The organism is Plantibacter sp. LMC-P-059a (assembly GCF_030209505.1).
Classification (GTDB): domain Bacteria; phylum Actinomycetota; class Actinomycetes; order Actinomycetales; family Microbacteriaceae; genus Plantibacter.
Window position 1 is genome coordinate 693014 of record NZ_JARVRZ010000002.1, and the last position, 23882, is coordinate 716895.

Here is a 23882-nt window from a genome sequence, read left to right on the forward strand (position 1 = left end):
CACCCTCGGTCAACGAGCCACCCCTCTCCCCGAACCACCCTCGGTCCCTGAGCCTGTCGAAGGGCACCACCCTCGGCCAGTGAGCCACCCTTGGCCCCTCAACCACCCGGGTCCCTGAGGCACCCTCGGCCCCCGAGCCGCCCTCGGTCCCTGAGCTTGTCGAAGGGCAGCACCCTCGGTCAGTGAGCCACCCGTCTCCCCGACCACCCCGGTCCCTGAGCCTGTCGAAGGGCACCACCCTCCGTCAGTGAGCCACCCGTCTCCCCGACCCCCGGTCCCTGAGCCTGTCGAAGGGCAGCCCCGCGCCCCCCGCACCCTCCCCCGCTCAGCGCGGATGCCGCTTGGAACGCCGGATGTACCCGGGCAGCAGCACGCGGCCCGAGACGCCAGTGCGGCGGGCGAGGATTTCACCGAGCGTGACGCCGGCGGCGAGCGCGAGGCCGGTGAGTCCCGCCTGCAGCAGCTGCTCGACCCCTTCGGAACCCTGCTCGCCGTTCACGAGCGCGAGCATGCCGCGGTAGATCGCGAGCCCGGGCAGCAGCGGGACGATCCCGCAGATGGTGAGGATGATCGCCGGGATCCGCAGCCGCGGGCCGAGCGCCTCCGCGGCGAAGCCGATGATGAGCGCGGCGAGCGCACTGGCCGCTGCGGGGGCGACGCCGCTGCCGGAGACGAACACGAAGACGGAGAACGCGATCGCGCCGGTGATCCCGGCGAAGAACGCCGCGCGGACGGCCGCCTGCGAGGCCATCGCCCACGCGGCCGAGGCCACCGCCGCGCCGACGATCTGCACGGCGACGGGCCAGGGGCTGACGGGGAGGTCGAACAGCACGAGGGAGATGCCGAGGCGTCGGGCGAGGTCGAGGACGCCACCGATGCCGACCACGATCCCGATGGTCAGGAGCATCACCTCGACGAGCCGTCCGCTCGCGGTGACCGGGAACCCGTTGATCGCGTCGTCGGCCGCCCCGACGAGCGACGCGCCGGCGAGGAGGACGACGATGCCCGACGCGACGATGAGGGCGGGCGGCAGGGCCGAGAGGTCGTCCGGTACGTAGGGGCTGAGGATCGAGATGAGGACGGCGACGGTCGTGGCGATGGCCGCCCCGGTGAGTTGGAGGAAGAAGACCGGCAGCTTCCAGACGTTCAAGGCGCGGAACGAGCTGTCGATGAGCGCGGTGGTGGCGGCGGCGAGCAGCATCGAGACCACCCCTCCCCCGAGGAGGACGGCGACGGCCGCTGCCATCGTCGACAGGAGCACGGTGACGAAGCCTCGCCGGTAGGTGCGGCGTGCGGTGAGGATGCGGTCGAGGTCGCGGTGGGCGGCGCCCAGGCGGGCGTGCAGTTCGTCGCGGACGTCGGACTCCTCGTCGGGGGCGACGTCGGTGACCGTCATGATCGGTTCGGATCGGTTGGTGATGCCCTCGGCGACCACGACGACCTTGGCGAGGCGGTCGAAGTCGGCGGAGGGCGAGCGCACCACGCGGAGCACGGTGACGCCCGGCGACAGCTCGGACCCGTCGTGCGCGATGAGGATCGAGGTGAACGTGAGGTCGACCTGGCACTCGAGGTCGAACGCCCGGCAGACCCGGCGGATGGCGTCGGTGACCTCGGCCGCTGCAGCGCCCAACGCCAGCATGGATTCGCCGATCCGACCGGCCAACTCGAGCACTTCCCGCACGGGCCGTTCCGCATTGAGGCGGACGACCGCCTGCTCGTCGACGCCGTCCGGCGCCGCTCCTCGGACTCCCCCGGCCAGCTGACTCAACAGCGAACGCATACCCACTCGCTCATCGTACGAGTCACGGGTGACGGCGCTGTCACTCTGGCATTCGGCGGTCGTCTGTGCGAGGCCTTCGGGCATCCGGAAGGAACTGGTCATCTCGAATGTCAGTGGTCCGTGGTGGACTGGATCCATGACCGAGAACGACGCGATCCAGGGGCCCGAGGCACCCGGAGCGCAGGGGGTGCCCGCGCAGCAGGCGCACCCGAGCGACGTCTTCGCCGACCGGATCGCGTCGTTCACCGACCGCTTCGTCGGCCTCGCCCGACGCCGCGCGGCGCTCGACGCCGAGGAGGCGCGCCTCCTCGCCGAGGCCTTCTCCTACGCCGACGCGACAGCGTCCGCCCTGGTCTCCTCGGGCACCACCTCGACCGACGCCCGCGACCTCGCCCGACGATCGATGTGCGCGTCGCTCGCGATCGCCACGAGGATGTCCGAGCCGACGCTGCAGGCGCGGGTCGGCGACGCCGAAGCGCTCGTCCACGACGCACCGACCGTGCTCGAGGCGCTGGCGCAGGGCACCATCAGCGGCGGTCACGCCCGAGCCATCACCGACCAACTCCGCGACGTCCCGGCGGAGGGCCGCTCGGTGTTCCTCGAGCAGGTGCTGCCCGTCGCCACCCGGTCCACGGCCGCTCGCCTCCGGCAGCGCGCGCGGGTCGTTCGCGAGCGGCTGCATCCCGAGTCGTTCACCGCTCGGCGCGCACGCTCGATCACCGACCGCCGTGTCGAGCTCGAGGCTGCTGCCGACGGCATGGCCTGGGTGCACCTCTTCACCACGGCCCCGCTGGCGCACGCGATCAGGAACCGGCTCGACGCCGTCGCGGTCCCGGCGCGGGTCGCCGGCGACACCCGCGCGCTCGCGCAGCTGCGCGCCGACGCGTTCGCCTCGCTCGCCGTCGCCGGCACGGTGCAGGACGACGCCGGCCCCATCCCCGTCGACCCGGAGACGACCGGGACGTTCACGTGGCTCCCCGGTTCCGCGCCGCTCGACGACGCCGCCAGGATCGCCGAGGAGGCGGCCGCCGCCGGGGCCGACCCTTTGCTCGCCGAGCCGGTCGGCATCGAGGCCCGCATCCGGGCCACCGTGCAGATGACCGTTCCGGCACTGTCAGCCCTCGGCGTCACCGACGAACCGGGCGAGCTCGACGGGTACGGCCCGATCGACCCCGACACCGCCGCCCGCCTCGCCGTCACGGCCCCCTCGATGACCCGCATCCTCACCCAGCCGGAGACGGGAGCCGTGTTGTCCGTCGGACGCGGCCAGTACCGGGTGCCGGCAGACTTCGCCCGCGCAGTCCGTCTGCGAGACACCACGTGTCGGGCACCGGGCTGCGGACGAGCCGCCCGGAGCTGCGACCTCGACCACTCGGTCGCCTGGCAGGACGGCGGCAGCACGGCGATCGACAACCTCGCCTGTCTCTGCCGACACCATCACTGGCTGAAACACCTGCCGGGGTGGAACCTCGAGCACCATCCAGGCGGCGTCCTCACCTGGACGACACCCGACGGCCGGCGACACGAGACCAGACCGGAGCTCGCCGAGACGGGATAGACACGGGCATCCGTCGGCCACCCGCGGCGAGCGCCCCCGCCACCCGCGTCTACCATGGGTACCCGTGACTGATCGCCGACTCCCGCTCCTTGCGCAGCTGCGCCGGCGCATGCCGCTCGTCCGCCTCGGTACGGATCCGACGGAGTCCGGCGGGTCCCTCCGCCGCTCGCTCGGGGTGTGGCAGCTCACGATGATCAGCGTCGGTGCCACGCTCGGCACCGGCATCTTCGTCGTGCTCGGCACCGCCGTCCCGCTCGCCGGCCCGGCCGTGTGGATCGCCTTCGCCGTCGCCGGGCTCGCGGCGCTGCTGTCGGCACTGTCCTACGCCGAGATGGCCGGCTCGGTGCCCGTCTCCGGGTCCAGCTACTCCTACGCCTACGCGACGATGGGCGAAGGCGTCGCCTGGGTGTGCGGGTGGTGTCTCGTGCTCGAGTACGGGGTCTCCGTCGCTGCCGTCGCCGTCGGGGCCGGCCAGTACGTGAACGAGGCGCTCGCGGTGTTCGGCCTCGGCCTCCCGCCCGCACTCGCGAACCCGATCGGCGTCTCCGACGGCCTGATCAATCTGCCGGCTGCGGCCCTCGTGCTGCTGGCCATGCTGCTGCTCGTCCGTGGCGCGAAGGACAGCGCGTGGGCGAACACGGTCATGGTGTTCGTGAAGCTCGCCGTCCTGCTCGTGTTCGTCGTCATCGCGTTCTCGGCGTTCTCCCTCGGCAACTTCGAACCGCTCGCACCCATGGGGGTCGCCGGAATCGCCGCAGCGTCCAGCCGCCTGTTCTTCTCCTACATCGGCTTCGACGCGGCATCGACCGCGGGCGACGAGGCGACGAACCCGCGCCGCGACCTGCCGCGCGCGATCATCCTGTCGATGGTGATCGTGACGGCCGTCTACATCCTCGTCGCCATCGCCGCGATCGGAGCCCGCCCGTGGACCGAGTTCGCCGACGACGAGTCCGCGTTCGTCGGCATCCTCACCGAGATCACCGGGCAACCGATCGTCGCGCTCTTCTTCTCGATCGGCGCCGTCATCGCGATCGCGAGCGTCGTCCTCACCGTCTACTACGGCCAGACCCGCATCCTGTACCGCATGGCGCAGGACGGCATGGTGCCTCGGGTGTTCTCCCGGGTGGGTCGCCGCAGCGGTACGCCCGTCGCCGGAACGGTCATCGTCGGCGCGGTCGTCGCCGTGGTCGCCGCGCTCATCCCCCTCGGTGAACTCGCGGACGCCACCAGCATCGGCACCCTGTTCGCGTTCGCGCTCGTGAACCTGTCGGTCATCCTGCTGCGTCGCCTGCGTCCCGACCTCGACCGCAGTTACTCGGTCCCCCTCTTCCCGGTCGTCCCGGCGCTCGGCATCGTGATGTGCCTGGGGCTGATGGTGTCGCTCGGCGGCACGACCTGGCTCGTCTTCCTCGTGTGGATGCTCGCCGGGGCGGCGCTGTACCTCGCGTACGGCCGTCGGCACTCCACGGTCGGTGCGCTGAGCGACGCGGAGTACGCCGAAGCACTCGCGGCGGAGGAACCCGCTCAGCAGTAGTGCACGCAGCCCAGATGACGCCCTGTTACGGGGAACCCGGATTGCCAGGCGGCGTCCGGGACGGGTGATGCAGGATCGTCCTCATGACTCGTCAGATCCGCTTCAACGCCTTCGACATGAACTGCGTCGCCCACCAGGCCTCGGGCATGTGGCGTCACCCCGACGACCGGTCGAGCACCTACAAGGACCTCTCCTACTGGACCGATCTGGCCCAGTTGCTGGAGCGCGGGAACTTCGACGGCATCTTCATCGCGGACGTCCTCGGCACCTACGACGTGTACGGCGACAGCAACGAGGCCGCGATCCGCAATGGCGCGCAGGTGCCGGTGAACGACCCGATCCTGCTCGTCTCGGCGATGGCCGCGGTGACGAAGCACCTCGGCTTCGGAGTCACGGCGGGCACCGCCTACGAGCACCCGTACCCGTTCGCCCGGCGCATGTCGACGCTCGACCACCTGACCAAGGGTCGCGTGGGATGGAACGTCGTCACCGGGTACCTGCCGAGCGCGGCACGCAACATGGGGCACGACGACCAACTCGAGCACGACGAACGGTACGACGTCGCCGACGAGTACCTCGAGGTCCTCTACAAACTGTGGGAGGGCTCGTGGGAGGACGACGCCGTCGTGCGCGACCGCGAGACGGGCGTGTTCACCGACCCGACGAAGGTGCACGAGATCGGCCACTTCGGCAAGCACTACACCGTGCCAGGCATCCACCTGTCGGAGCCGTCGACCCAGCGCACGCCGGTGATCTACCAAGCGGGCGCCTCGCCGCGTGGCATCCAGTTCGCGGCGGGCAACGCGGAGGCGATCTTCGTCGGTGCGTCCACGAAGGCTGGCCTGAAGGCGACCGTCGGCCGGATCCGCGACGCCCTGGAGGCTGCCGGTCGCGACCGGTACTCCGCGAAGATCTACACCCTCCTCACGATCATCACCGACGAGACGAGCGAGAAGGCGCAGGCGAAGCACGAGGACTACCTGCAGTATGCGTCGCAGGAGGGTGCGCTCGTGTTCATGTCGGGGTGGATGGGCATCGACCTGTCGCAGTACGACCCTGAGGAGCCGATCGGCAACGTCGAGAGCAACGCCATCCAGTCGGCGGTCGCCAACTACCAGGCGGCGAACGAGGAGGGCGGCGAGTTCAAGGTGAAGGACATCGCGCGCATGGGGGCGATCGGTGGTCTCGGCCCGCGGATCGTCGGGAGTGCGTCGGAGATCGCCGACACCCTGCAGGAGTGGGTGGAGGAGACCGACGTCGATGGCTTCAACCTCGCGTACGCGATCACGCCGGGCACCTTCGAGGACATCGTCGAGTTCGTGATCCCCGAGCTCCGTCGCCGTGGTGCCTACCCGGAGGAGTACGTCGAGGGCAGCCTGCGGCACAAGCTCCACGGTCGTGGGGACCGACTCCCCGAGGAGCACACGGGTGCCCGCTACCGCTACGCGACGTAGGTTCTGCTCCCCCGGTCCCTGAGCCTGTCGAAGGGCACACGCAACCACGCACGCCGACCCCCCGAACCAACCACCCTCGGTCCCTGAGCCTGTCGAAAGGCACCACGCAACCACCCAAGCCGATCCCGCTCACCAACCACCCCGGTCCCTGAGCCTGTCGAAAGGCACCACGCACCCACCCAAGCCGATCCCGCTCACCAACCACCCCGGTCCCTGAGCCTGTCGAAGGGCCCACGGATGCACCCCGGCCGTCGGCAAGCTCAGGGACCGAGGGTCGCCCGATCAGCGCGCGTCGAGCCACTCCCGCACGGCGGCGTCGAACGCCTCGGGGTCGACGTTCCATTCCAACCCGTGGGGTGCAGCGGCGACTTCGACGAGCTCGAACGACGGCGAACCGGAAACGACCGCCCGAGTGAGTTCCACGGGGATCGTCGTGTCGCCGGGCGAGTGGATCGCGAGCGTCGGCAGTCCCGGAATGAGCCCGGCGGACAGCTCGCGGACCGGAACCGCGCCGCGAACGCCGGCGGCTCGGGCGAGGACCGACGACCCGAGCAGCCCGAGCGCCGACCACACGAGGATTCTCGGCACCCCTGCGACCGCGGCGGCGTGCCGCACCGTCTCGCGGAGGCTGAGCATCGGTGAAATGAGGATCGCGCCGCGCACCACCTCGGGGCGGAGCCTGGCTGCGGCGAGGCTCAGGGCGGCGCCGTAGGACCAGCCGCAGACGATGACCCGTCGGGCGCCGAGTGCCACGGCGTCGTCGATGGCGGCGACGACACGGGCGACGTCTGCGGCATCGGCGCCGGAGCGTCGCTCGGTGAACGCTGACCCGAGATTGGTGACGAGCGAGGGGACGCCCGTGCGCTGCACGGCTTGCACGGAGCGGAGGGTGGCGAGCGGTGACGCCCCGAGTCCGTGGGTGTGGACGACCCAGGTCCCGCTGCGCGCTGCACTGTCGCCGCCGGTGCCACTATCACCGTCGAACCGCCAGGCACCGGACGGGGTGGTCGTCAGGTGTGCCTCGTCCACCCCGAGGTCGGAGGGCGTCACGGCTGCGCCGGTGAACCGCGTCCGGGTCGCTCCGGCGGGAACCCGGCCGGCGATCACGCTTCGCATGACGGAACCGTCTGCCGTTTCGCGACCGAGGACCGGGCCGACGATGACCCGGGAGCCGTCGTCGAACTCGAGCCCGTAGCGACCTGGCAGGCCGGTGGCCGCGTTCCGATCGAGGCGTACGGTGATCGGAGACGAGCTCGGCAGCACCTCGCTGTAGTGGACCCGACCTGCGGCGATGACGCGGCGGGCGACCATGGCGCTCGCCACCCCGAATCCTGCGACGACCGCGGTCGTGAGGCCTGCCAGGACGATACCCGCGGTGCGCTGCACGTCGCCTCCTCGCTCGAGTTCCGTTCGGGGAACGATCAACCAGCCTAGCTTCGTGCGCCGTCGCCGGCTGCGACCCGGCCGAGCCTCTCCCCGGTCGCCGTGTGCCCCCGGTCCCTGAGCTTGTCGAAGGGCACACGAGCAGGCTCCACCCTCCGACAAGCTCGGGGCCGAACGGGGGCCCGCCGGTTCATGTACGATTACTGAGGACGCTCCGGCGCCACGCGGATGTAGTTCAATGGTAGAACTTCAGCTTCCCAAGCTGATAGCGCGGGTTCGATTCCCGTCATCCGCTCCATTTCCTGGTGAGAATGAACGTGCGGTTCATTGCCGGACGCCACACTGCGATATCCACTTGACGCGGCACACCGCTCTACACGTCGTGATTCAGCGTGGCCAGCGCATTCGAGAGCGCCCGAAGCGCGCTCCCTCCAGCTACCTCGGCTCCAGAGCTCGACTCGACGGCCGGCACGATGTTGATGAACGCGAAACCGGCCGTGTTTCTCACTGCGATACGGACCGCTTCCGCGTCGGGGGCACCGACCGACTCGATCTCCGCGGCCCGGAACGAGGCGATGACTTCAGGACCATTCGGCGTCACACCCCAGAACGACAACGTGTCGGCCGACATGACGAATGCAACCGTGATCATGGACCGCCGCAGCCGACGCGCTCCGTCTGCGTCGAGGACACGCAACGCGGTCGCGAGTTCGTCTCCACCAATCACGAGTTGCGCGTGGTCGCCGGATCGTCGACGGGTTCTCAAGAACTCGCGCAAGAGCGCCGCTCGTCTCCGATAGCTCCGCATGACGAAGAAGAGGAGAAGTACGAATACGGCCCCGACGGCAAGCAGGAACGCGACGAACGCGATGATCGCGTCGACAGAAGCGCCCGCGAACGTCACCGCGAGGGAGATCACGATCGCTACGCCACTCGTGACCACGACAGCAACGGTCATGATGCGGAGGAAGCGTACGGTGAACAGCACCGGCGTCCCCTCATGCTCCCGGTCCCCGATCGCTCGAGCGCCGAGGACGCGACCCTCTCGCGCGGCTGCGACGCGTTCGCGCCACAGCTTCCGCGTCAACGCGGCTTCGCCTGGCAGACGAATGATCGCCCCGGTCCGGGGATCACGTTGCGGTACATCTGGATGCACGACGGACAGCGTGGTGTAACCCGCGCTCAGCTCCTCGGCTTCGCGGCGCTTGAATGGAATCGGGGCGAAATACCCGATGAACATGAGAACGAGGACCGTCATAGTTCCACCGACCAAGCCACTGAAGTACATCCAGAGTCCGGCAGTGACTTCAACGAACGTGGAGAACGCTATTCCAAGCGTGACGTTCCGCAGACTTCTGGCGGACCAGCCCGCTACGCGGACGCCGCCCCACGTGTCAATCATCGGCGCTCGCCAGTCCCCCAGTTGTTGCCCGGTCCAATGCAGTGTACGAGGCGCCGGAGTATGTCATTCTGCCGTACCGGCCTCCGCCCGGCCGCGACCCTCTCCGAACTCCCGACTCACCCTCACGAGGTTTCGATGTCGTCACCCTCACTGACCCGCCGCAATCGCGTCAGATGGTACTGCCAGCCCGCCTCATGCTCGTCCGGCAACGAGAGCGGGGTGTGCGCGCTGGCGAAACCGGTCTCGGTCAGCACGACCGACGTCGATGACGCGACCTCGGCCAGGCGGATGACGACCTCGAGCGGCCCGTTCCAGCCCGGTTCAGCCCATTCGAACGCGAGAAGATGCGGCGCATCACACTGCGTCACCCGGCCTGTGGCTGTCGCCTGGACACCGTCTTCGGTCCAGCTTTCGACCAGCGGCGAGCCGACGGCGGCATCGAATCGCATGTCCGGCCACCACGCGTCTCGCTCGGCCGTCAGGAATCGCCAGACGGTGGGAAGGGGCGCGTCAGTCCGCATTTCCACCGTCACCGAATCGCGAAGCATCTCCCCACGGTATCGACCCGGAGGGCGGGATCAGCAGCATCCGAGCCTGGGACCCTGCGCAGCATCTCTCGCCGAACACCGGCCTGCGATCTAGGATCGACAGTCATGGACCTGAACCGCGCACTGCTCGTGTACGACGGCGACTGCGCCTTCTGCACCACCTGGGTGGAGCGACTCAAGAACGTGTTGGCCGTCTTCCCGGAGGCACAGCCGTGGCAGTGGCTCGACCTGGACGAGGTCGGCCTCACGAACAGCGATGTCACGACCGCGGCCTGGTTCCTGTCAGGCGGGCAGCGGCACCGAGGGCACGCCGCCTTCGCGGCGCTGTTGCGCATGCAGCCGGCGTTCGGCTGGCGGTTCTTCGGCAACCTGCTGCTGACACCGCCGTTCTCGTGGGCGGCGCGAGTCGGCTACTTCCTCATCGCCCGCTACCGGCATCGCCTCCCCGGCGGCACGCCCGCCTGCGCGCTGCCCCGGCCGCAGAGCTAGGCACCCGGCCCAGCGCTCTTCCGGTGTCGATCCGGCCGCTCGCCGCCCCGATGCCCAACTGGAAGCCGACGGCTCAACCGACCACCACGAACGACAGCACCAAGGTCCAGACGCTCAACACGGCGAGGATGCCGACGCTGTAGGCGATCGACGCGCGCAGGATCTCGCTCTCCCGACCGGACAAGCCGACCGCGCCGGCGGCGATGGCGATCGACTGCGGGGAGATGACCTTGGCTGCGGCACCTCCGGCCGTGTTCGCCGCCACGAGGAGCGTCGCGTCGACACCGATGCGTCCGGCTGTCGTCGCCTGGAGCTGGGCGAACAGGGTGTTGTTGTTGACGACGGAACCGGTGAGGAAGACGCCGACCCACCCGATGACGGGCGCCAGTAGGGGGAAGAGCGCCCCCGCCCCGGCGAGAGCGGTACCGATGCTGGCAGAACCGCCCGAGAGGTTCGCGATCTGCGCGAGCACGAGGATCGCGGCGATGAGGATCAACGCCCGCCAGAGGTCCGCGAGGGTGGAGCGGAGTTCCGCCCAGACGGCCGCCGCGGTCAGCGACCGTGTGGTCAGGGCGGTGATGATCACCGCGAGGAGGATCGCTGTACCCGTGGCTCCGAGTGGGGACCAGCTCCACACGGTCTGGACCACCGTCCCTCCCGCGGTCGTGATCTCTCCCGTCACTCCTGGGACAGGCACGTCGACCACCGACCACGCCAACCCGCCGCCGGGTGCGAACAGGGCCTTGAACGCCGGGGTGCTCCACACGAACACGAGCACCGTCAGGACGTAGAACGGGCTCCACGCCGCAAGGACCTCGCGAGGCGTATCGCGCTCCATCTCGACGACCGCCGCGCCGTCCTCACGGAACACCCGCCGCGGCGACCAGACGAACCGCAGGGCGGCGAGGGTGAGCATGCCGAGGAGCCCCGGCAGGATCGCCGCGAGTTCCGGGCCCAAGAAGAGCAGGACGGCGGCCTGGCTGCCGCTGAAGACCACGCTGACGGCGAGGGTCGCAGGCCAGGTCTCGCGGAGTCCGCGGAACCCGTCCAGGATCACGACGAGGAGGAACGGGATCAAGAACGTCACCGGCTGCAGGATGAAAGCGAGATCGCGGGAGAGGTCCATGACGTCGACGCCGCCGACCTGAGCACCCACGATGACGGGGATACCGACCGCGCCGTATGCGCCCGCCGCGAAGTTCGCGACGAGGCTGACCATCGCCGCTCGAACCGGCCGGAACCCCAGCTGGACGAGCATGGCCGCGCAGATCGCGATGGGGACCCCGAAGCCGGCGACGCCCTCGAGGAACGCTCCGAAACAGAGACTGATGAGGAGCACCTGGATGCGCTGGTCCGGCGAGATCAGCGCGATCGACGAGCGGATGACCGTGAACTTCCCGCTTGCGACCGCCATCCGGTACAACCACACCGACATGACGATGATGTACGCGATCGGCCAGACGGCGTTCAGCACGCCGAGGAGTCCGGCACCCGCGGCCGAGGGCGCGGGCATGCCGAACACGCCGATGGCGACGACGAGCTCGGCGGCGAGCGCGACGGCTGCCGCCTGGAGCCCCGTCAGCTTGAAGACGACGAGGCAGAGCAGGAAGATCACGATGGGGACGGCGGCGACGAGGGCGGACAGCCACGGCGCACCGAGCGGGTCGAGGCCTTGGAGCCAGGTGTCCTGAGGTGACATGGTCGTCACCGTGCCAGTCCGGCGATGACCGACGACAACGCGTCTGCGGACCGTCCGAGCAGCGTGAGCTCCGAGTCGGAGAAGGGGGTGTTCCTCACGGGTTCGGCTCCGGTGGCGCCCACGATCGACGGCACCGACAGCGCGACGCCGTCGATCCCGTGGAAGTCGGTCAACACGGTGCTCACCGGCAGGACCGCTCGTTCGTCCTGTAGGACGGCCTCGACGATCCGCGCACTGGACAGGCCGATCGCGTAGTTGGTGGCACCCTTGCCCTTGATCACCCGGTACGCCGCGTCGCGCACGTCGATGGCGATCCGGTCCAGTTCCTCCACCGTCATCCTCGGGCATGTGTCGGTCTGCCATTCGAGGATCGGCACCGGCCCGATCATCGCCTCCGACCAGAGCGGGAACTCGGTGTCGCCGTGTTCTCCGACGATGTTGGCGTGCACGCTGCTCGTGGACACGCCTGCGCGCTGCCCGAGCTTCCACCTCAGGCGGGACGTGTCGAGCACGGTGCCCGAGGAGAAGATCCGATGGTGCGGGAGGCCGGACGCCTCGGCGGCGATGACGGTGAGCACATCGCACGGATTGGTGACGAGCATGAACACCGCGTCGGGCGCGACCTCGAGCAGGCCGGGCATCATGCCCTCGATGATCCGCGCGTTCACGTCGGCGAGTTCGGTGCGCGACTGCCCGGGACGCTGCTTGGCCCCGGCGGTGATGACCACGACGTGCGAACCCTCCGCCACGGCGAGGTCCGAGCCGCCGGTGATCTCACTCGCGCCGACGAACTGGGTGCCGTGCGCCAGGTCCAGCACTTCGGCTTCGACCTTGTCCGTCGCGATGTCGTAGAGGGCGACGTGCCTGGCGGAGCCTCGGATCAGGGCCGCGTAGGCGACACTTGCGCCGACGCTTCCGGCGCCGACGACGGTCAGTTTGCTGTTCTCTCGGGTGGCCATGTTCATTCCTGTCGCTGCGCTGGTGGAGGGACGGACGTCAGGGAAGGACCATGACGGGGACGTTCGCGTTGATGAGCACCTCGTGCAGAGTGCCGCCGACTCCGGGCGCGGCGTTGCGACGGGAACGACCCATGACGAGGAGCGCACGATCCCGTGCGAGGTTGAGCATCGCCTCAGCGGGTCGCCGGTTGGCCAGGTGGCGGCTGATCTCGAGTCCGGGCGCCACTGCTCGAGCAGCCTCGAACGCCTCGCGCAGGACAGCCTCGCCCAGCTGTCGTCGCTCGGACGTGGCGTCGACGGCGATGGCATGGACGAGGCCGAGGGCGCACTGCCGAGCCACGGCCTCCTCCGCACCGGCGCGGGCCAGCCGCGAGGACTCCGGCGTCCCGTCGATCGCCACGAGGACGCCGGCTCGAAATCGGAGATCCGCCGCGGGGACGACCGTGAGCGGGCCGGGTACGAGGGCGGCGAGCTGGACACTTCGGGTGCCGAAGAGCCGCCCGTGAGCGTATCCCGTCTTGTCCGACCCGATCACGACGAGGTCGCTGGGTCGGGCGGAGGCCGCCAGCGATGCAGCGACCGGCCCGGTGATGCGCCGGGTCGTGACGGCAATTCCGGGGTACTGCTCCGTCAGGAGCGCGACCGTCTCCGACAACAGCTGTGCACGGGCGTGGTCGCTGTCGCTGGCGCTCGTGCCGCTCATGGCTCCGGCGTCGTCGTCGACGACCCCCACCAGGTGCACGTCACGGTGGTTCCGGGCTGCCCAGGTGACGGCCCAGTCGAGTGCTGTGACCCCTGCCGAGGATCCGTCGAACCCGACGACGCATCGACCGCGTCCTTCGCTCGGCGGTTCACTCACCGTCATCCGTGCCCGCTGCGGCAGCGTCGTCGTCTTGTCCACAGTCGTTCTCCCCTCGTTCTGACGGTCCTGGTAGATTCAACTCTTCAGCGACGCGAGCGCCTGCCATAGGGCCGGAAGTCCCATCGGATCGAACCCTTCCCAAGGAGCCCTGTGCGCACGGACCCACCCATCGGCTTTCCGGAGCTGCCGCGGTCGGAACTCGAGAAGGCCATCGACGAGCTGGTCCAGAAGGCGCAGAGCGTGCTCCACACGCAAGGGCGGCTCCGCGACCTCCTCACGGCGACGCGAGCGATCACCGAGGACCTCGACGTGGAGGTCGTGCTGCGGCGCATCACGCAAGCAGCCGTCGATCTCGCCGGCGCGCGGTTCGGTGCTCTCGGGGTCATCGGGCCGGATGGGATGCTCGAACAGTTCATCCACGTCGGCATCGACCCCGAGGCGGCACGGTCGATCGGTCATCTCCCCCGCGGGCTCGGCGTCCTCGGCGCGCTCATCGACGATCCGAGCCCGGTGCGTCTCGACCACCTCGCCGACCACGACCGGTTCGTCGGCTTCCCCGACGGGCACCCCCCGATGGAGAGTTTCCTGGGCGTGCCCATCCAGGTCCGAGGACAGGTGTTCGGGAATCTCTACCTGACCGAGCGGGCGGACGGCCCGTTCAGCGCCGAGGACGAGGAGCTGCTCCAGGCCTTGGCCGGTGCTGCGGGCGTCGCGATCGACAACGCGCGGCTGTTCGGCGAATCGCAACGCCGACAGCGCTGGGCGCTCGCCTCGGCCGAAGTGTCCTCCGCGCTCCTCGATCAGGACGGCGCGGACCCGCTCGGCTTGATCGCCGCTTCCGTCATCCGCCTGACCGGGGCCGCCGTCGTGGCGCTGGTCGCCCGCACCGACTCCGACGCGTTCGCCACCGACATGGCCTGGGGTGACGACGCGGAGGCGTACCTCGGTCGCGTCTTCAGCGCCGCGTCGACACCGGCAGCCCAGGTCATCGCTTCGGGGAACCCCGCCCTGTCCCTCGGCCTTCCCCGCCCTGGGTCCCTTGACCAGAGCGACTTCACCGGCAGTGCCATGATCGTGCCCCTGGCCCGGCCAGGCGGTGCCGATTCCGTCCTCCTCGTGGCCCGGCCCACCGGTTCTGCGCGGTTCGTCGAGCTCGACCTCGACATGATCACGGACTTCGCCGCCCAGGCGAGTGTCGCTCTGGAGCTCCGGAGCGCCCGTGAGGCGCGGGAACGCGTCGCGCTCCTGGAGGATCGGGAGCGGATCGCCCGCGACCTGCACGACAACGTCATCCAACGGTTGTTCGGGGCCGGCCTGGCGCTCAACGGCTTGGACCTGCACGCCCTCCCGACGTCGGCGCGCGCTCGCGTGGACGGGATCTCCGACCTGCTCGACGAGGCGATCGCCGAGATACGGACCTCCGTGTTCGCCCTCCGAGCGACCCATCGACCGGAAGCCGACGCGCGTCACCGTCTCCTCGATGTCGTCGGTGAAGCGGCCGGTTCCTTCCCGACGTCACCACGGATCATCTTCGACGGGGAGGTGGACCTCCTCGTGGCGGGTGTGCTGCTCGACGACGTCGAGGCGGTCGTCCGCGAGGGGTTGTCGAACGCCGCTCGTCACGCTCAGGCGACCTCGGTCACCGTCTCGATCGTGATCGAACCGGGTGGGACGCAGGCGGCGAGCTCGTCCGCCGTCGTGGTGCGCGTCACCGACGACGGGCTCGGGCTCGGCGGCGACGGTCCTCGCGCGGCGAGCGGTATCGCCAATCTGGCCGCGAGGGCGGCCTCGCACGGTGGATCGAGCGAGCTGACCCCCGGCGCCGAACACGGCGCCGTCTTGACCTGGCGTGCGCCGCTCCCCGAACCTTCGAAGGACTCCTCCCGATGATCCGTGTCTTCCTCCTCGACGACCACGAACTGGTCCGACGGGGCATCATCGACGTCATCGAACGCGAACCGGACCTGACGGTGGTCGGCGAAGCCGGCACGGTCCACGACGCGATCGCCCGGGTCGATGCGACGACCCCCGACGTGGTGGTGCTCGATGTGCGACTTCCGGACGGATCAGGGGTGGACGCCTGCCGCGACATCCGCTCGGCTCATCCGGAACTCCCCTGCATCATGCTCACCGCGTTCGACGACGACGACGCCCAGCAAGCCGCGGTGCTCGCGGGAGCGCAGGGATGGCTCTTGAAGGACATCCGCGGCGCCGGTCTCGTGAGCGCCATCCGTCAGGTGAGCGCGGGCGCCCAGCTCATGGACGCGGAACTCGTCCTTCGTGCGCGCAGACGACTGCTCGATCACCCCGCGACCGACGAGGCGCGTCTCACCCTGCGCGAGAGCCAGGTGCTGTCGCGCATCACCGAAGGCATGACGAACCGGCAGATCGGGGTGGACCTCGGTCTCGCCGAGAAGACGGTGAAGAACTACGTGTCGGGGCTGCTCGGCAAGATCGGTGTGGAGCGGCGGACCCAGGCTGCGGTGTACGGGCTCACGCACACCAACCGTCCGAGGCCCTGAGGTGCGCGGCATCGAAGGGTAAGCGCGGTCACGGAGCTGGACGGCGGCCGATCTCCGGCGGAGGACCGTCTGGCGCCGCGGCCCGGTCGACCTTGCCGTCGCGGTGTCGGTCGAGCGTTCCCTTGCGTGCGAGCCGCTCGCGGGTGGCGTGGCACAGCTGCTGCCATCGTGCAGTGTCCACCGTTCGTACCGTCATGCGTTCCTCGATCTGTCGTCGTGTCTGCTCAGGCAACCGCGCCCGGACCTGCCGCGGTAGGGCCGTTCGGCCCTCCGTCCATGGGAGACAGCGTCCGAAAACCCATGGGACTTTCGGCCCTCACCTCGCGAAGGACGATCGACGACGATGGTCTTCGAAGGCGCCGCCCCTCCCCCGTCCGCGCAGAACGAACAGAAAGCACACACCATGAGCACCACGACCACCAACAGCGCTGCAGCCACCACGCTCACGTCCCGCACTCGCCTGCTCGCCCGGTGGGCTGGAATCCTCGCCATCGTCGCCGGGATCGTCATGATCGTCGCCGGCGGCGTGGTGTGGGGCGTCGTCAGCTCACAGCTCGCTGACCAGCACATCACGGTGAGCGAGGACGCGGCGTTCCTCGCCAACGCGCCGGTGACGGGCCCGTTCAGCGCGTTGGCGCAGGCTGACGCGATCAACATGCACGCCACCGCGATGGCGGACGGCAAGACGTACGCTCAGCTCGAGAAGGACGACCCGATCCGAGCGACCGTGATGGACGCGTCGTTCCTCCGCGCTTCGCTCTTCACCTCGGTCGTGTCGTTCGGCGTCGCCGTCTTCGCCATCGGAGTCGGCATCATCCTCGCCCTCCTGGGCTGGGCCACGACGGCACTCAGCCGGGCCGTCCAGGTGGCGGCACCGCAGACGAACCTCTGAGGCCTGTCTCCTCGTCGGTAGCGGCGGATTCGGTCACGGCGGAGCGCGGCACCCTCGACGGGTGTCGCGTTCCGCTGTCCTGTTCCGATCCCCGGGCGGATCCGACCGGGGCGCTGTAGGCGGCCTGGTCCCGCGGAGTGCCGGCACGCGCCCGGTAGCTTGGACATCATGGTTGAGATCTCCGACTTCGTCACACACGGCCCTGTCCCGGAAGAGCTCATCGAGGAATATCGGGGCCGTGTCCCCGACGAGCTCGTCGAGGTCTGGGAACGTTACGGGTATGGGACCTTCGGTCACGGCTTCCTGCGTGTCATCGACCCGAAGCGCTACGAGGATCAGGCCGGCGACTGCATCGGCAAGACGCAGGGTGACGGCATCGCCATCCCGATCATGGTCACCGGTCTCGGTGACCTCATCACCTGGGAACCGAGCATCGGTGTCGTCGGCATTCTCTTCCGCGAAGGTAGAACGGTGGGACTGAACACCTCCGTCGACAACTTCCTCTTCATGGTGGATCTCGACGGAACCGACGAACTGTCCGACACCCTGCACTGGGACATCTTCCCCGAGGCGGGCGCGACGCACGGTGACCTCCCCTACGAGCAGTCGTTCGTCTTCGAGCCACTGCTCTCGTTGGGCGGCACGGCCACGGTCGAGAACCTGCGCAAGCGCGAGACCATCGCCTCGATCCAGGTCGCCGTCGACCTCCAGGGCGTCATCGGCCACTGACCGCCGTGCGGCTCCCGCCGGGATACCTACGGCGCCCACTCGGCAGCGAGCCGCGGACCTCGGCCCGGAGCTCTAAACGCGATCAGCCATCGGTGTGATAGGTGCCTCGGATGGCTCGGCATCACCGCGGGGAGTTCTGCACCGCCCGCCGACGTCGGTAGTCGACGATGGAGACCGACAGGAAGGCGATGGCCGCGACGACCATGAGAACGATTGAGGTCGGTCCCCACCACTCAGGCAGCCGTTGGGCGAAGAGGATCCCCGCAATGCCAACGACGAGTGAGGCGGCCAAGAAATAACGACTCCATGCGGCCATGACTCGAGCCTAGCCGGACCGTGTGAGGCACTGTTCCGCGCGTTCCACCGAACCCTGGATGGACCAGCAGCCTGCGCCGACATCGCCTCACTCGACCGCGGCGAAGCCAGGGGATCGGATCAGGTCAGGTCAGGTCGGGCCAGGTTGATAAAGGCTTTCAGCGACGCCCCGTCCCGAGCAACCGCCTGGTCCAGTCGGCCAGAGCCGCCGTGGCGGTCCTGGAGATGGTGGCGTCCGGCATCATGCTCGTGAAACCGTGGAACGCACCCGGCCACACGTGCAGTTCCGCGTCGCCACCCGCAGCCCAGAGCGCACTGGCGTAGGCGACCGTCTCGTCACGGAACACCTCAGCGCTGCCGCAGTCGAGGTAGGTGCGCGGGAGCCCGGTGAGGTCGGTCGCCCGAGCCGGCGCGGCAAAGATGGAGACGTCGTCACCAGTGCGCCGGGATCCAAGGTACGCATCCCAACCGAAACGGGTCAGCTGTCGATCCGCCACTCCCACACCGTCGATCTGCTGCGTCGACACCGTGGCGTCACGGTCGTCGAGCATCGGCGACACCAGGATCTGCGCCAGGAGCGCCGGCCCGTTGCGGTCCCGGGCGAGGAGGGCGGTGCCCGCAGCAAGTCCGCCACCGGCACTCTGTCCGGCGATCACGATGCGCTCAAGATCGATGCCGAGTTCGTCAGCGTGCGCCGCGACCCAGACGAGCCCGGCGTAGCAGTCCTCCACGGGGTACGGGTCCGGGTGCTCCGGGGCGAGACGGTAGTCGACACTCACGAGCACCACGTCGTGGTCGTTCAGGAGCCAGTCGTCGTAGGAGTCGAGGTTCCCGAGGTGGTGGCCGAACATCATCCCGCCCCCGTGGATCGTGTACACCGCGGCCGTCGGTCCCGTGCGGCCGATCCGTTGGATGACCGCGAGCGTGATCGGATCCCCGAGGTGGCCGGGAACGGTGAGCGTGCGCCGCTCGTATCCCCGGGAGCGCAACCGCTCGTCGAGGGCCTCCTCGGTCACCTCGAGGGCGCGCATGCGCGGCAGCATCTCCGCCGTCAGGGTGAACGGGCCGCGCGCTTCGAGGGCGGTGAGGAAGGTGGCCAGTTCGGGATCGAACGGGGGTCGGGGCGAAAGGTCAGACATGGGAGGACTCCTGGATGGTGAGTTCGGACGGGGTGCGACGTGAACGGTGGATGCCGACGGCGACGAGGGCCGCGGCGAGGCAGGTGATGGTGAGTCCGGCGATGAGGATCGCGTCCTCGAACGACGCGAGCCGATCGGAGGTCGACGTCATCGTCGTGATTCGGCCCCCGACGAGCGCGGCGAGGATGGTGCCGGTCGCAGCGATCCCGACAGCCGTGGCCAACTCGCTGGCCGTGTCGACCAGGGCCGCACCGATGGACGTGCGGTCCGACGGGAGGCCGCGGAGGACGTTGTTGCCGGCGACGACCCCGACCACGCGCATCCCGGCGGCGACGAGCACCAGCGCGACCAGCACCCAGGGGTACCCGAATCGGCTGAGGATCGCGAACACGGCGAGCCCCGCGACCACCGCGGCAGCGCTCATCCAAGCGGCACGATCGAGGCCCACCCGATGCACGAACGGACCGACGGAGCGACCACTCGCCAGCAACACCACGACCTGCGGGAGCATGCCGAGCGCGGCAAGGGCCGGCGGCCACCCCCACGCGAACTGCAGCTGCAACGTCGTCAGGTAGGACAGGCCCGCCATCGCGAGTCCAGAGGCGGCCTTGTAGGCCAAGCCGGAGGCGACCAGGGGCTGGGCGACGAGCCGCAGATTCAGCAGCGGGTGACGTGCGGTGCGCTCGCGGACCACGAACCCGACCACGGCCGCCACGGTCGCCACAGCCACGCCCCACGCCAGCGGAAAGTCGTCGCCGGCGACGAACAGGGTCGGCGTGAGGAGGGCACCGACGATGGTCGCGGTGCCGAGGATGGCGCCGACCACGTCGATGCGCTCACGGTGCAGCTGCTCTCGCCGGTCGGCAACGATTCCGGCGCGGATGCCGATGAGAGCGATGATCGCGATGGGGGCGTTGGCGACGATGAGCATCTGCCACGGTGCGACGGCGAGGACGAACCCGCCGATCGTGGGTCCGGCGGCGAGGCCGACCAGTCCAGCGGTCGAGATGACCGTCAGGGCACGCACGCGCAGATCGTCCGCGTCGAACATGCGGAACGCCAAGGCCATGGACCCGGGGGTCGTCATCGCCGCGGCCACGCCCATCAGCGCACGCACCGCGATCAACTGCTCCACCGAGGTGACGAACACCGTCAGGCCGCTCACGATCGTAAGCAGCACGAGCCCGATGAGCATGATCCGTCGCCGACCGAACCGATCGGCCACCGCACCGAACAGCAGCATTAGTCCGCCGAAGGCGACCGAGTACGCCCCCGACACCCACTGCAGCGACGAGGTGGACGCCGTGAGCTCGCGCCCGATGGTCGGGAGTGCGACGTTCAGGACGGAGTTGTCGAGCATCTCGAACAGGAACACCGCCGAGAGACCGGCGAGCGCGACCCACGCGTCGCGGAGCCGTGCTGGTGGTGGCGGCTGGACCACTGGGGAGATTGAGGGTTCGAGCATGGGCGCACTCCTTCGATGAAGAAGTGGCGGCTCCCACGAGACGCTTGTGCGTTTCCGTCGGCCGAGGCACGACGGGATTTTTCCCTCTGCGACGAGAGTAGCGCATCGTCGATCGATGATCTCCCTCGTGCTCGCCTCGCGATGACATCATCGACCCATGACCACACCCCTGATCACCCGCGAAACGCTGGCCACCGTGGACCTGGAGGGCGTAACGTCCTTCGCCTCCGTCGAGGTGCGACGCATCACCATCCCGGCAGACGTCCACCCCGGTGCGCACTGGCACAACGGGCCCGTCTTCGGCGTGGTCGAATCCGGGTCCGTGTTCTTCCGAGTGGGGAACGGAGAGCAGACCGTCCTCCGCACCGGCGACACCTTCTACGAACCGGCGAACGAGACGATCACCCGCTTCGACGCGACCGACGAGGGCGTCACCTTCCTCGCCTGGTTCCCGGTGCCTGCCGGTATCACGCCCGAGTTGATCATGGGCGAACCACCGGTCGAGAGCTCCTCGTCCTGACGACGGACGAAGACCACCGTCAATCGACGGGCGACACGCGGATGAGGTTCCCATCAGGATCGGCGACGACGAACGTCCGGCCGAAGACGTCATCGTACGGCGGTTCGACGACCGTGACGCCCTTGGCGGTCCACTCCGCGAACAGCCGGTCGACGGCGGACTGCGAGCCGGGGACCATGAGCCCCACTTCGGACGTGCGCGGCGTGCCGGGAACCGCGTGCTCGTTGCGTCCCGTCCAGAGGGCGAACAGGACACCCGGAGCCACCGGGAATGCCACGTACCGCGTGCTCGTGAAGACCGGTTCGATCTCGAAGAGCTCGCTGTAGAACGCAGTGGCGGCTCGGGCGTCCTGGACCTGGATCAGGAAGAGGTTTGGTGCAGACATTGGGATCTCCTATCGGTGTGTGTCGAGGTGTTCTCAGCCAATCGGCGAATCACGACAGTTCCTGTCAGGTTTCACGAGAACATTGATCCCATGAAGGCCGCCCGACTCCTGAGCCTCCTGCTCCTCCTCCAGACCCGGCAGCGCATGACCACCGTCGAGCTGGCCGAACGGTTGGAGGTCTCGACTCGGACGATCCTCCGCGACGTCGAAGCGCTCTCGACCGCGGGCGTGCCCGTGTACGCCGAGCGCGGCAGATACGGCGGCATCGTCCTGCTTCCGGGCGCGCGGCTGAACGCATCACATCTGGATCCCGCTGAGATGGACTCGCTGGCGATCGCGGGGCTCGACGACACGCAGCGCCAACAGCTGGGGATCGCGGCCGCTCACGACATGGCCCTGCGGAAGATCGCTGCCCGCCGCACCGGGGACGAGGGCACGAACCTGGCGGAGCTCGTCATCGTCGAGAACTCGAGGTGGCTCACCGCCGAGACCCGCGAACCGGACGTCGCGGATCTGGCGATGACCTTGCGCTCCCGCTCACGGCTCCGGATCCACTACCGCCGAAGCGGTGCCGAACACGCCGCCACCCGCGACGTCGACCCCTACGGGCTGGTGTCGAAGTCCGGCCGCTGGTACCTCGTCGCCGATGACAACCGGAAGCCGAAGCTCTTCGCGCTCGATCGGCTCGAACGGTACGAGGCACTCCCGGAACGTGCGGTGACACCCGACGGGCACGACCTGCGCTCGGTCTGGACCCGACTCCGCGAGCGCACCGAAGCCCCGGGGCAGGTCGAGGTGACCATCCGGCTCCGAGCAAGCCGACTCGACCTCGCCGCACGCATCCTGGGAAGTCGATTGCACCCAGCCGGGCCGGTCGACGTCGACGGCTGGCAGACCCTGACGGTCGCCTATCCGGAGGTCGAAGCCGTGCGTCAGCTGTTGCAGTTCGGCGATCACATCGACGTCCTCGCCCCGGCAGCCGCCCGCCGGCGCATCGCGGAACTCGCGGCAGACCTCGCCCGTCGGCACGACGACGGACCCGCTTCAAGTCCGGGAGGAGCGCGCGAACCGACGCCGCAGTGAGACGCCGGTGCCCGATCGCCTCCGAGGACCGAGAGAATCAGACATGCACACCCGACGGACCCTCCGGAACCTCTTGGTCACCCTGGGAGCAACCGCGCTCGCGGTCCCCCTCCTCGTGTCCTCCCCCGCGAACGCCGCCGCTGGACTGCCGATCGAGGGGTACCTCATGACGGGGTCCGGCGCGCAGCACATCGCCCCGAGTGCCGCAGCCCTCTCGCTCGTCGGGATCGACGGCGTCAACCTGTCCTCCAACGGCGCCAAGGTCACGGCGACCCCGCGAGAAGCCGCGGCCATGGTCACCGAGGCGAAGCGGCACGGACTGAAGACCGAACTCCTCTTCGGCAACTTCGACGCGTCCGTTGGTGACTTCTCGCCCGCCATCGCCACCAAGCTCCTCAGCAGCACGGCGAACCGGAAAGCCGTCGTCGCGTCGCTCGTGTCCAGGGTCGAGCGAGGCGGGTTCGACGGCGTGCAGGTCGACCTCGAATCGCTCGACCGCACCCACACGGCCGGTCTCACGAGCTTCATGACGGAACTGCGTGCCGCGCTCCCGGCCGCATCGACCATCTCGATGGCCCTCATGGCGACCGACACCGCAGCCGGCTACGCGGACGAGGGCTACGAGCTGAGCGCTCTGGACGCCTCCGTCGGGCGGTTCGTCCTCATGGCCTACGACCAGCACGGCCCCACCTGGACCAAGGCAGGCCCAATCGGTGGCACCCCCTGGGTGAAGAGCGTCCTCGCCGCGTTCATCGCGACCGGGGTCCCGAAGGGCAAGATCGACCTCGGCGTCGCCGAGTACGCGTACACCTGGCCGGGCGACGGCACCGACGGCGCGCAGCTGACCGTCGCCCAAGCCCGCGAGAAGGCCGGGAAGCGTGCGAGGTTCGACGCGAAGCAGCAGGAGTGGACCGCGAAGCTCGCCGACGGCACGGTCATCTGGTGGTCCGACGCCAAGACCCTCGGCCTGCGGAAAGCCCTCGCGACGCAGCAGGGGGTGCACGGTCTCGCCGTGTGGGAGCTGAGCCTCGGCGACCCGATCAGCTGAAGCCTGGGCGAGCGGCGGCGGTCCGCGGGCGCCGAGCGCGATGACGGCACCTGCCGAGAACGCTGCTCGCGCGCCAGCTCCGGCTGAGCCCACCCGCGTCATCACCGCTCGCGGAG

General features: G+C 69.3%; 22 protein-coding genes and 1 tRNA gene. 12 read left to right on the forward strand and 11 right to left on the reverse strand.

The features are described from left to right. Nucleotides 1–325: 325 nt before the first annotated feature. A complete protein-coding gene (locus QRN27_RS06760; RefSeq protein ID WP_285041268.1) occupies nucleotides 326–1882 on the reverse strand; it encodes a threonine/serine exporter family protein in 1557 nt (518 codons plus the stop codon). A gap of 34 nt (nucleotides 1883–1916) precedes the next feature. Between QRN27_RS06760 and QRN27_RS06765 the strand changes: the two genes are divergently transcribed. The 3 genes from QRN27_RS06765 (at nucleotide 1917) to QRN27_RS06775 (ending at nucleotide 6326) form a co-directional block, all read left to right on the forward strand. Further along, nucleotides 1917–3338 (forward strand): HNH endonuclease signature motif containing protein, encoded by a 1422-nt coding sequence (locus QRN27_RS06765; protein WP_285041269.1) that lies wholly within the window; start codon nucleotides 1917–1919, stop codon nucleotides 3336–3338. Nucleotides 3339–3447: 109 nt separating this feature from the next. Then, complete coding sequence (locus tag QRN27_RS06770) at nucleotides 3448–4872, forward strand: APC family permease (RefSeq protein ID WP_285041406.1); 1425 nt, start codon at nucleotides 3448–3450, stop codon at nucleotides 4870–4872. Nucleotides 4873–4955: 83 nt separating this feature from the next. Further along, a complete protein-coding gene (locus QRN27_RS06775) occupies nucleotides 4956–6326 on the forward strand; it encodes an LLM class flavin-dependent oxidoreductase (protein ID WP_285041270.1) in 1371 nt (456 codons plus the stop codon). A 282-nt stretch (nucleotides 6327–6608) separates the two neighbouring features. On the opposite strand, the gene QRN27_RS06780 is transcribed toward QRN27_RS06775, so the two are convergent. After that, on the reverse strand, nucleotides 6609–7712 hold the full coding sequence (locus tag QRN27_RS06780; RefSeq protein ID WP_285041271.1) for an alpha/beta fold hydrolase: 1104 nt from the start codon (nucleotides 7710–7712) through the stop codon (nucleotides 6609–6611). A gap of 221 nt (nucleotides 7713–7933) precedes the next feature. Here QRN27_RS06780 and QRN27_RS06785 point away from each other — a divergent pair. After that, nucleotides 7934–8007 (forward strand) — tRNA-Gly (locus QRN27_RS06785). A 75-nt stretch (nucleotides 8008–8082) separates the two neighbouring features. Here QRN27_RS06785 and QRN27_RS06790 read toward each other — a convergent pair. Next, nucleotides 8083–9111, reverse strand: coding sequence for a hypothetical protein (locus QRN27_RS06790; protein WP_285041272.1), 1029 nt, complete (start codon nucleotides 9109–9111; stop codon nucleotides 8083–8085). A 122-nt stretch (nucleotides 9112–9233) separates the two neighbouring features. Beyond that, nucleotides 9234–9659 (reverse strand): SRPBCC family protein, encoded by a 426-nt coding sequence (locus tag QRN27_RS06795; protein WP_285041273.1) that lies wholly within the window; start codon nucleotides 9657–9659, stop codon nucleotides 9234–9236. A 105-nt stretch (nucleotides 9660–9764) separates the two neighbouring features. Between QRN27_RS06795 and QRN27_RS06800 the strand changes: the two genes are divergently transcribed. Then, entirely contained in the window at nucleotides 9765–10148 is a 384-nt protein-coding gene (locus QRN27_RS06800) for a thiol-disulfide oxidoreductase DCC family protein (protein WP_285041274.1), read from the forward strand. A gap of 73 nt (nucleotides 10149–10221) precedes the next feature. On the opposite strand, the gene QRN27_RS06805 is transcribed toward QRN27_RS06800, so the two are convergent. From QRN27_RS06805 to QRN27_RS06815, 3 genes are read right to left on the reverse strand one after another with little or no spacing between them, the layout of a single operon-like run. After that, nucleotides 10222–11847 carry an L-lactate permease gene (locus tag QRN27_RS06805; protein WP_285041275.1) on the reverse strand — a complete coding sequence of 542 codons (1626 nt, stop codon included), beginning with the start codon at nucleotides 11845–11847 and terminating at the stop codon, nucleotides 10222–10224. Nucleotides 11848–11852: 5 nt separating this feature from the next. Then, nucleotides 11853–12806 carry an L-lactate dehydrogenase gene (locus QRN27_RS06810; protein WP_285041276.1) on the reverse strand — a complete coding sequence of 318 codons (954 nt, stop codon included), beginning with the start codon at nucleotides 12804–12806 and terminating at the stop codon, nucleotides 11853–11855. A gap of 37 nt (nucleotides 12807–12843) precedes the next feature. Beyond that, nucleotides 12844–13707: a universal stress protein gene (locus QRN27_RS06815; RefSeq protein WP_285041278.1), complete on the reverse strand. Its 864-nt coding sequence runs from the start codon at nucleotides 13705–13707 to the stop codon at nucleotides 12844–12846. A gap of 111 nt (nucleotides 13708–13818) precedes the next feature. Here QRN27_RS06815 and QRN27_RS06820 point away from each other — a divergent pair, with 111 nt between their 5' ends. The 4 genes from QRN27_RS06820 to QRN27_RS06835 all read left to right on the forward strand — a co-directional run bounded on the left by QRN27_RS06820 (nucleotide 13819) and on the right by QRN27_RS06835 (nucleotide 17811). Further along, nucleotides 13819–15558 (forward strand): sensor histidine kinase, encoded by a 1740-nt coding sequence (locus QRN27_RS06820; protein WP_285041279.1) that lies wholly within the window; start codon nucleotides 13819–13821, stop codon nucleotides 15556–15558. After that, entirely contained in the window at nucleotides 15555–16190 is a 636-nt protein-coding gene (locus QRN27_RS06825; protein WP_285041280.1) for a response regulator, read from the forward strand. Before QRN27_RS06820 ends, QRN27_RS06825 begins: the two co-directional genes overlap by 4 nt. Nucleotides 16191–16593: 403 nt before the next feature. Continuing rightward, on the forward strand, nucleotides 16594–17082 hold the full coding sequence (locus QRN27_RS06830; protein WP_194668816.1) for an aromatic ring-opening dioxygenase LigA: 489 nt from the start codon (nucleotides 16594–16596) through the stop codon (nucleotides 17080–17082). Nucleotides 17083–17250: 168 nt separating this feature from the next. Beyond that, on the forward strand, nucleotides 17251–17811 hold the full coding sequence (locus tag QRN27_RS06835) for a GAD-like domain-containing protein (RefSeq protein WP_285041282.1): 561 nt from the start codon (nucleotides 17251–17253) through the stop codon (nucleotides 17809–17811). Nucleotides 17812–17932: 121 nt separating this feature from the next. On the opposite strand, the gene QRN27_RS06840 is transcribed toward QRN27_RS06835, so the two are convergent. The 3 genes from QRN27_RS06840 to QRN27_RS06850 form a co-directional block, all read right to left on the reverse strand. Further along, a complete protein-coding gene (locus QRN27_RS06840; protein ID WP_285041283.1) occupies nucleotides 17933–18127 on the reverse strand; it encodes a hypothetical protein in 195 nt (64 codons plus the stop codon). 157 nt (nucleotides 18128–18284) lie between these two features. Continuing rightward, complete coding sequence (locus QRN27_RS06845; protein WP_285041284.1) at nucleotides 18285–19265, reverse strand: alpha/beta hydrolase; 981 nt, start codon at nucleotides 19263–19265, stop codon at nucleotides 18285–18287. Then, a complete protein-coding gene (locus tag QRN27_RS06850; protein ID WP_285041285.1) occupies nucleotides 19258–20730 on the reverse strand; it encodes an MFS transporter in 1473 nt (490 codons plus the stop codon). The genes QRN27_RS06845 and QRN27_RS06850 overlap by 8 nt, the downstream gene beginning before the upstream one ends. A gap of 157 nt (nucleotides 20731–20887) precedes the next feature. On the opposite strand from QRN27_RS06850, the gene QRN27_RS06855 reads away from it, so the two are divergent. After that, nucleotides 20888–21250, forward strand: coding sequence for a cupin domain-containing protein (locus QRN27_RS06855; protein ID WP_285041286.1), 363 nt, complete (start codon nucleotides 20888–20890; stop codon nucleotides 21248–21250). A 19-nt stretch (nucleotides 21251–21269) separates the two neighbouring features. On the opposite strand, the gene QRN27_RS06860 is transcribed toward QRN27_RS06855, so the two are convergent. Continuing rightward, on the reverse strand, nucleotides 21270–21635 hold the full coding sequence (locus QRN27_RS06860; RefSeq protein WP_285041287.1) for a VOC family protein: 366 nt from the start codon (nucleotides 21633–21635) through the stop codon (nucleotides 21270–21272). A 90-nt stretch (nucleotides 21636–21725) separates the two neighbouring features. Here QRN27_RS06860 and QRN27_RS06865 point away from each other — a divergent pair, with 90 nt between their 5' ends. Further along, the gene (locus QRN27_RS06865) at nucleotides 21726–22718 is read left to right on the forward strand and encodes a helix-turn-helix transcriptional regulator (RefSeq protein WP_285041288.1); all 993 of its coding nucleotides are present in this window, start codon (nucleotides 21726–21728) and stop codon (nucleotides 22716–22718) included. Nucleotides 22719–22761: 43 nt separating this feature from the next. Further along, on the forward strand, nucleotides 22762–23766 hold the full coding sequence (locus tag QRN27_RS06870; protein ID WP_285041290.1) for a glycosyl hydrolase family 18 protein: 1005 nt from the start codon (nucleotides 22762–22764) through the stop codon (nucleotides 23764–23766). The last annotated feature ends 116 nt before the right edge of the window (nucleotides 23767–23882 follow it).

Bases quoted from the DNA above. Each gene is read 5' to 3' on its own strand.
- QRN27_RS06760 (WP_285041268.1), bottom strand. From the start codon at position 1,882: ATGACCAGTTCCTTCCGGATGCCCGAAGGCCTCGCACAGACGACCGCC.
- QRN27_RS06765 (WP_285041269.1), top strand. From the start codon at position 1,917: ATGACCGAGAACGACGCGATCCAGGGGCCCGAGGCACCCGGAGCGCAG.
- QRN27_RS06770 (WP_285041406.1), top strand. From the start codon at position 3,448: ATGCCGCTCGTCCGCCTCGGTACGGATCCGACGGAGTCCGGCGGGTCC.
- QRN27_RS06775 (WP_285041270.1), top strand. From the start codon at position 4,956: ATGACTCGTCAGATCCGCTTCAACGCCTTCGACATGAACTGCGTCGCC.
- QRN27_RS06790 (WP_285041272.1), bottom strand. From the start codon at position 9,111: ATGATTGACACGTGGGGCGGCGTCCGCGTAGCGGGCTGGTCCGCCAGA.
- QRN27_RS06795 (WP_285041273.1), bottom strand. From the start codon at position 9,659: ATGCTTCGCGATTCGGTGACGGTGGAAATGCGGACTGACGCGCCCCTT.
- QRN27_RS06800 (WP_285041274.1), top strand. From the start codon at position 9,765: ATGGACCTGAACCGCGCACTGCTCGTGTACGACGGCGACTGCGCCTTC.
- QRN27_RS06805 (WP_285041275.1), bottom strand. From the start codon at position 11,847: ATGTCACCTCAGGACACCTGGCTCCAAGGCCTCGACCCGCTCGGTGCG.
- QRN27_RS06810 (WP_285041276.1), bottom strand. From the start codon at position 12,806: ATGGCCACCCGAGAGAACAGCAAACTGACCGTCGTCGGCGCCGGAAGC.
- QRN27_RS06825 (WP_285041280.1), top strand. From the start codon at position 15,555: ATGATCCGTGTCTTCCTCCTCGACGACCACGAACTGGTCCGACGGGGC.
- QRN27_RS06830 (WP_194668816.1), top strand. From the start codon at position 16,594: ATGAGCACCACGACCACCAACAGCGCTGCAGCCACCACGCTCACGTCC.
- QRN27_RS06835 (WP_285041282.1), top strand. From the start codon at position 17,251: ATGGTTGAGATCTCCGACTTCGTCACACACGGCCCTGTCCCGGAAGAG.
- QRN27_RS06840 (WP_285041283.1), bottom strand. From the start codon at position 18,127: ATGGCCGCATGGAGTCGTTATTTCTTGGCCGCCTCACTCGTCGTTGGC.
- QRN27_RS06845 (WP_285041284.1), bottom strand. From the start codon at position 19,265: ATGTCTGACCTTTCGCCCCGACCCCCGTTCGATCCCGAACTGGCCACC.
- QRN27_RS06850 (WP_285041285.1), bottom strand. From the start codon at position 20,730: ATGCTCGAACCCTCAATCTCCCCAGTGGTCCAGCCGCCACCACCAGCA.
- QRN27_RS06855 (WP_285041286.1), top strand. From the start codon at position 20,888: ATGACCACACCCCTGATCACCCGCGAAACGCTGGCCACCGTGGACCTG.
- QRN27_RS06860 (WP_285041287.1), bottom strand. From the start codon at position 21,635: ATGTCTGCACCAAACCTCTTCCTGATCCAGGTCCAGGACGCCCGAGCC.
- QRN27_RS06865 (WP_285041288.1), top strand. From the start codon at position 21,726: ATGAAGGCCGCCCGACTCCTGAGCCTCCTGCTCCTCCTCCAGACCCGG.
- QRN27_RS06870 (WP_285041290.1), top strand. From the start codon at position 22,762: ATGCACACCCGACGGACCCTCCGGAACCTCTTGGTCACCCTGGGAGCA.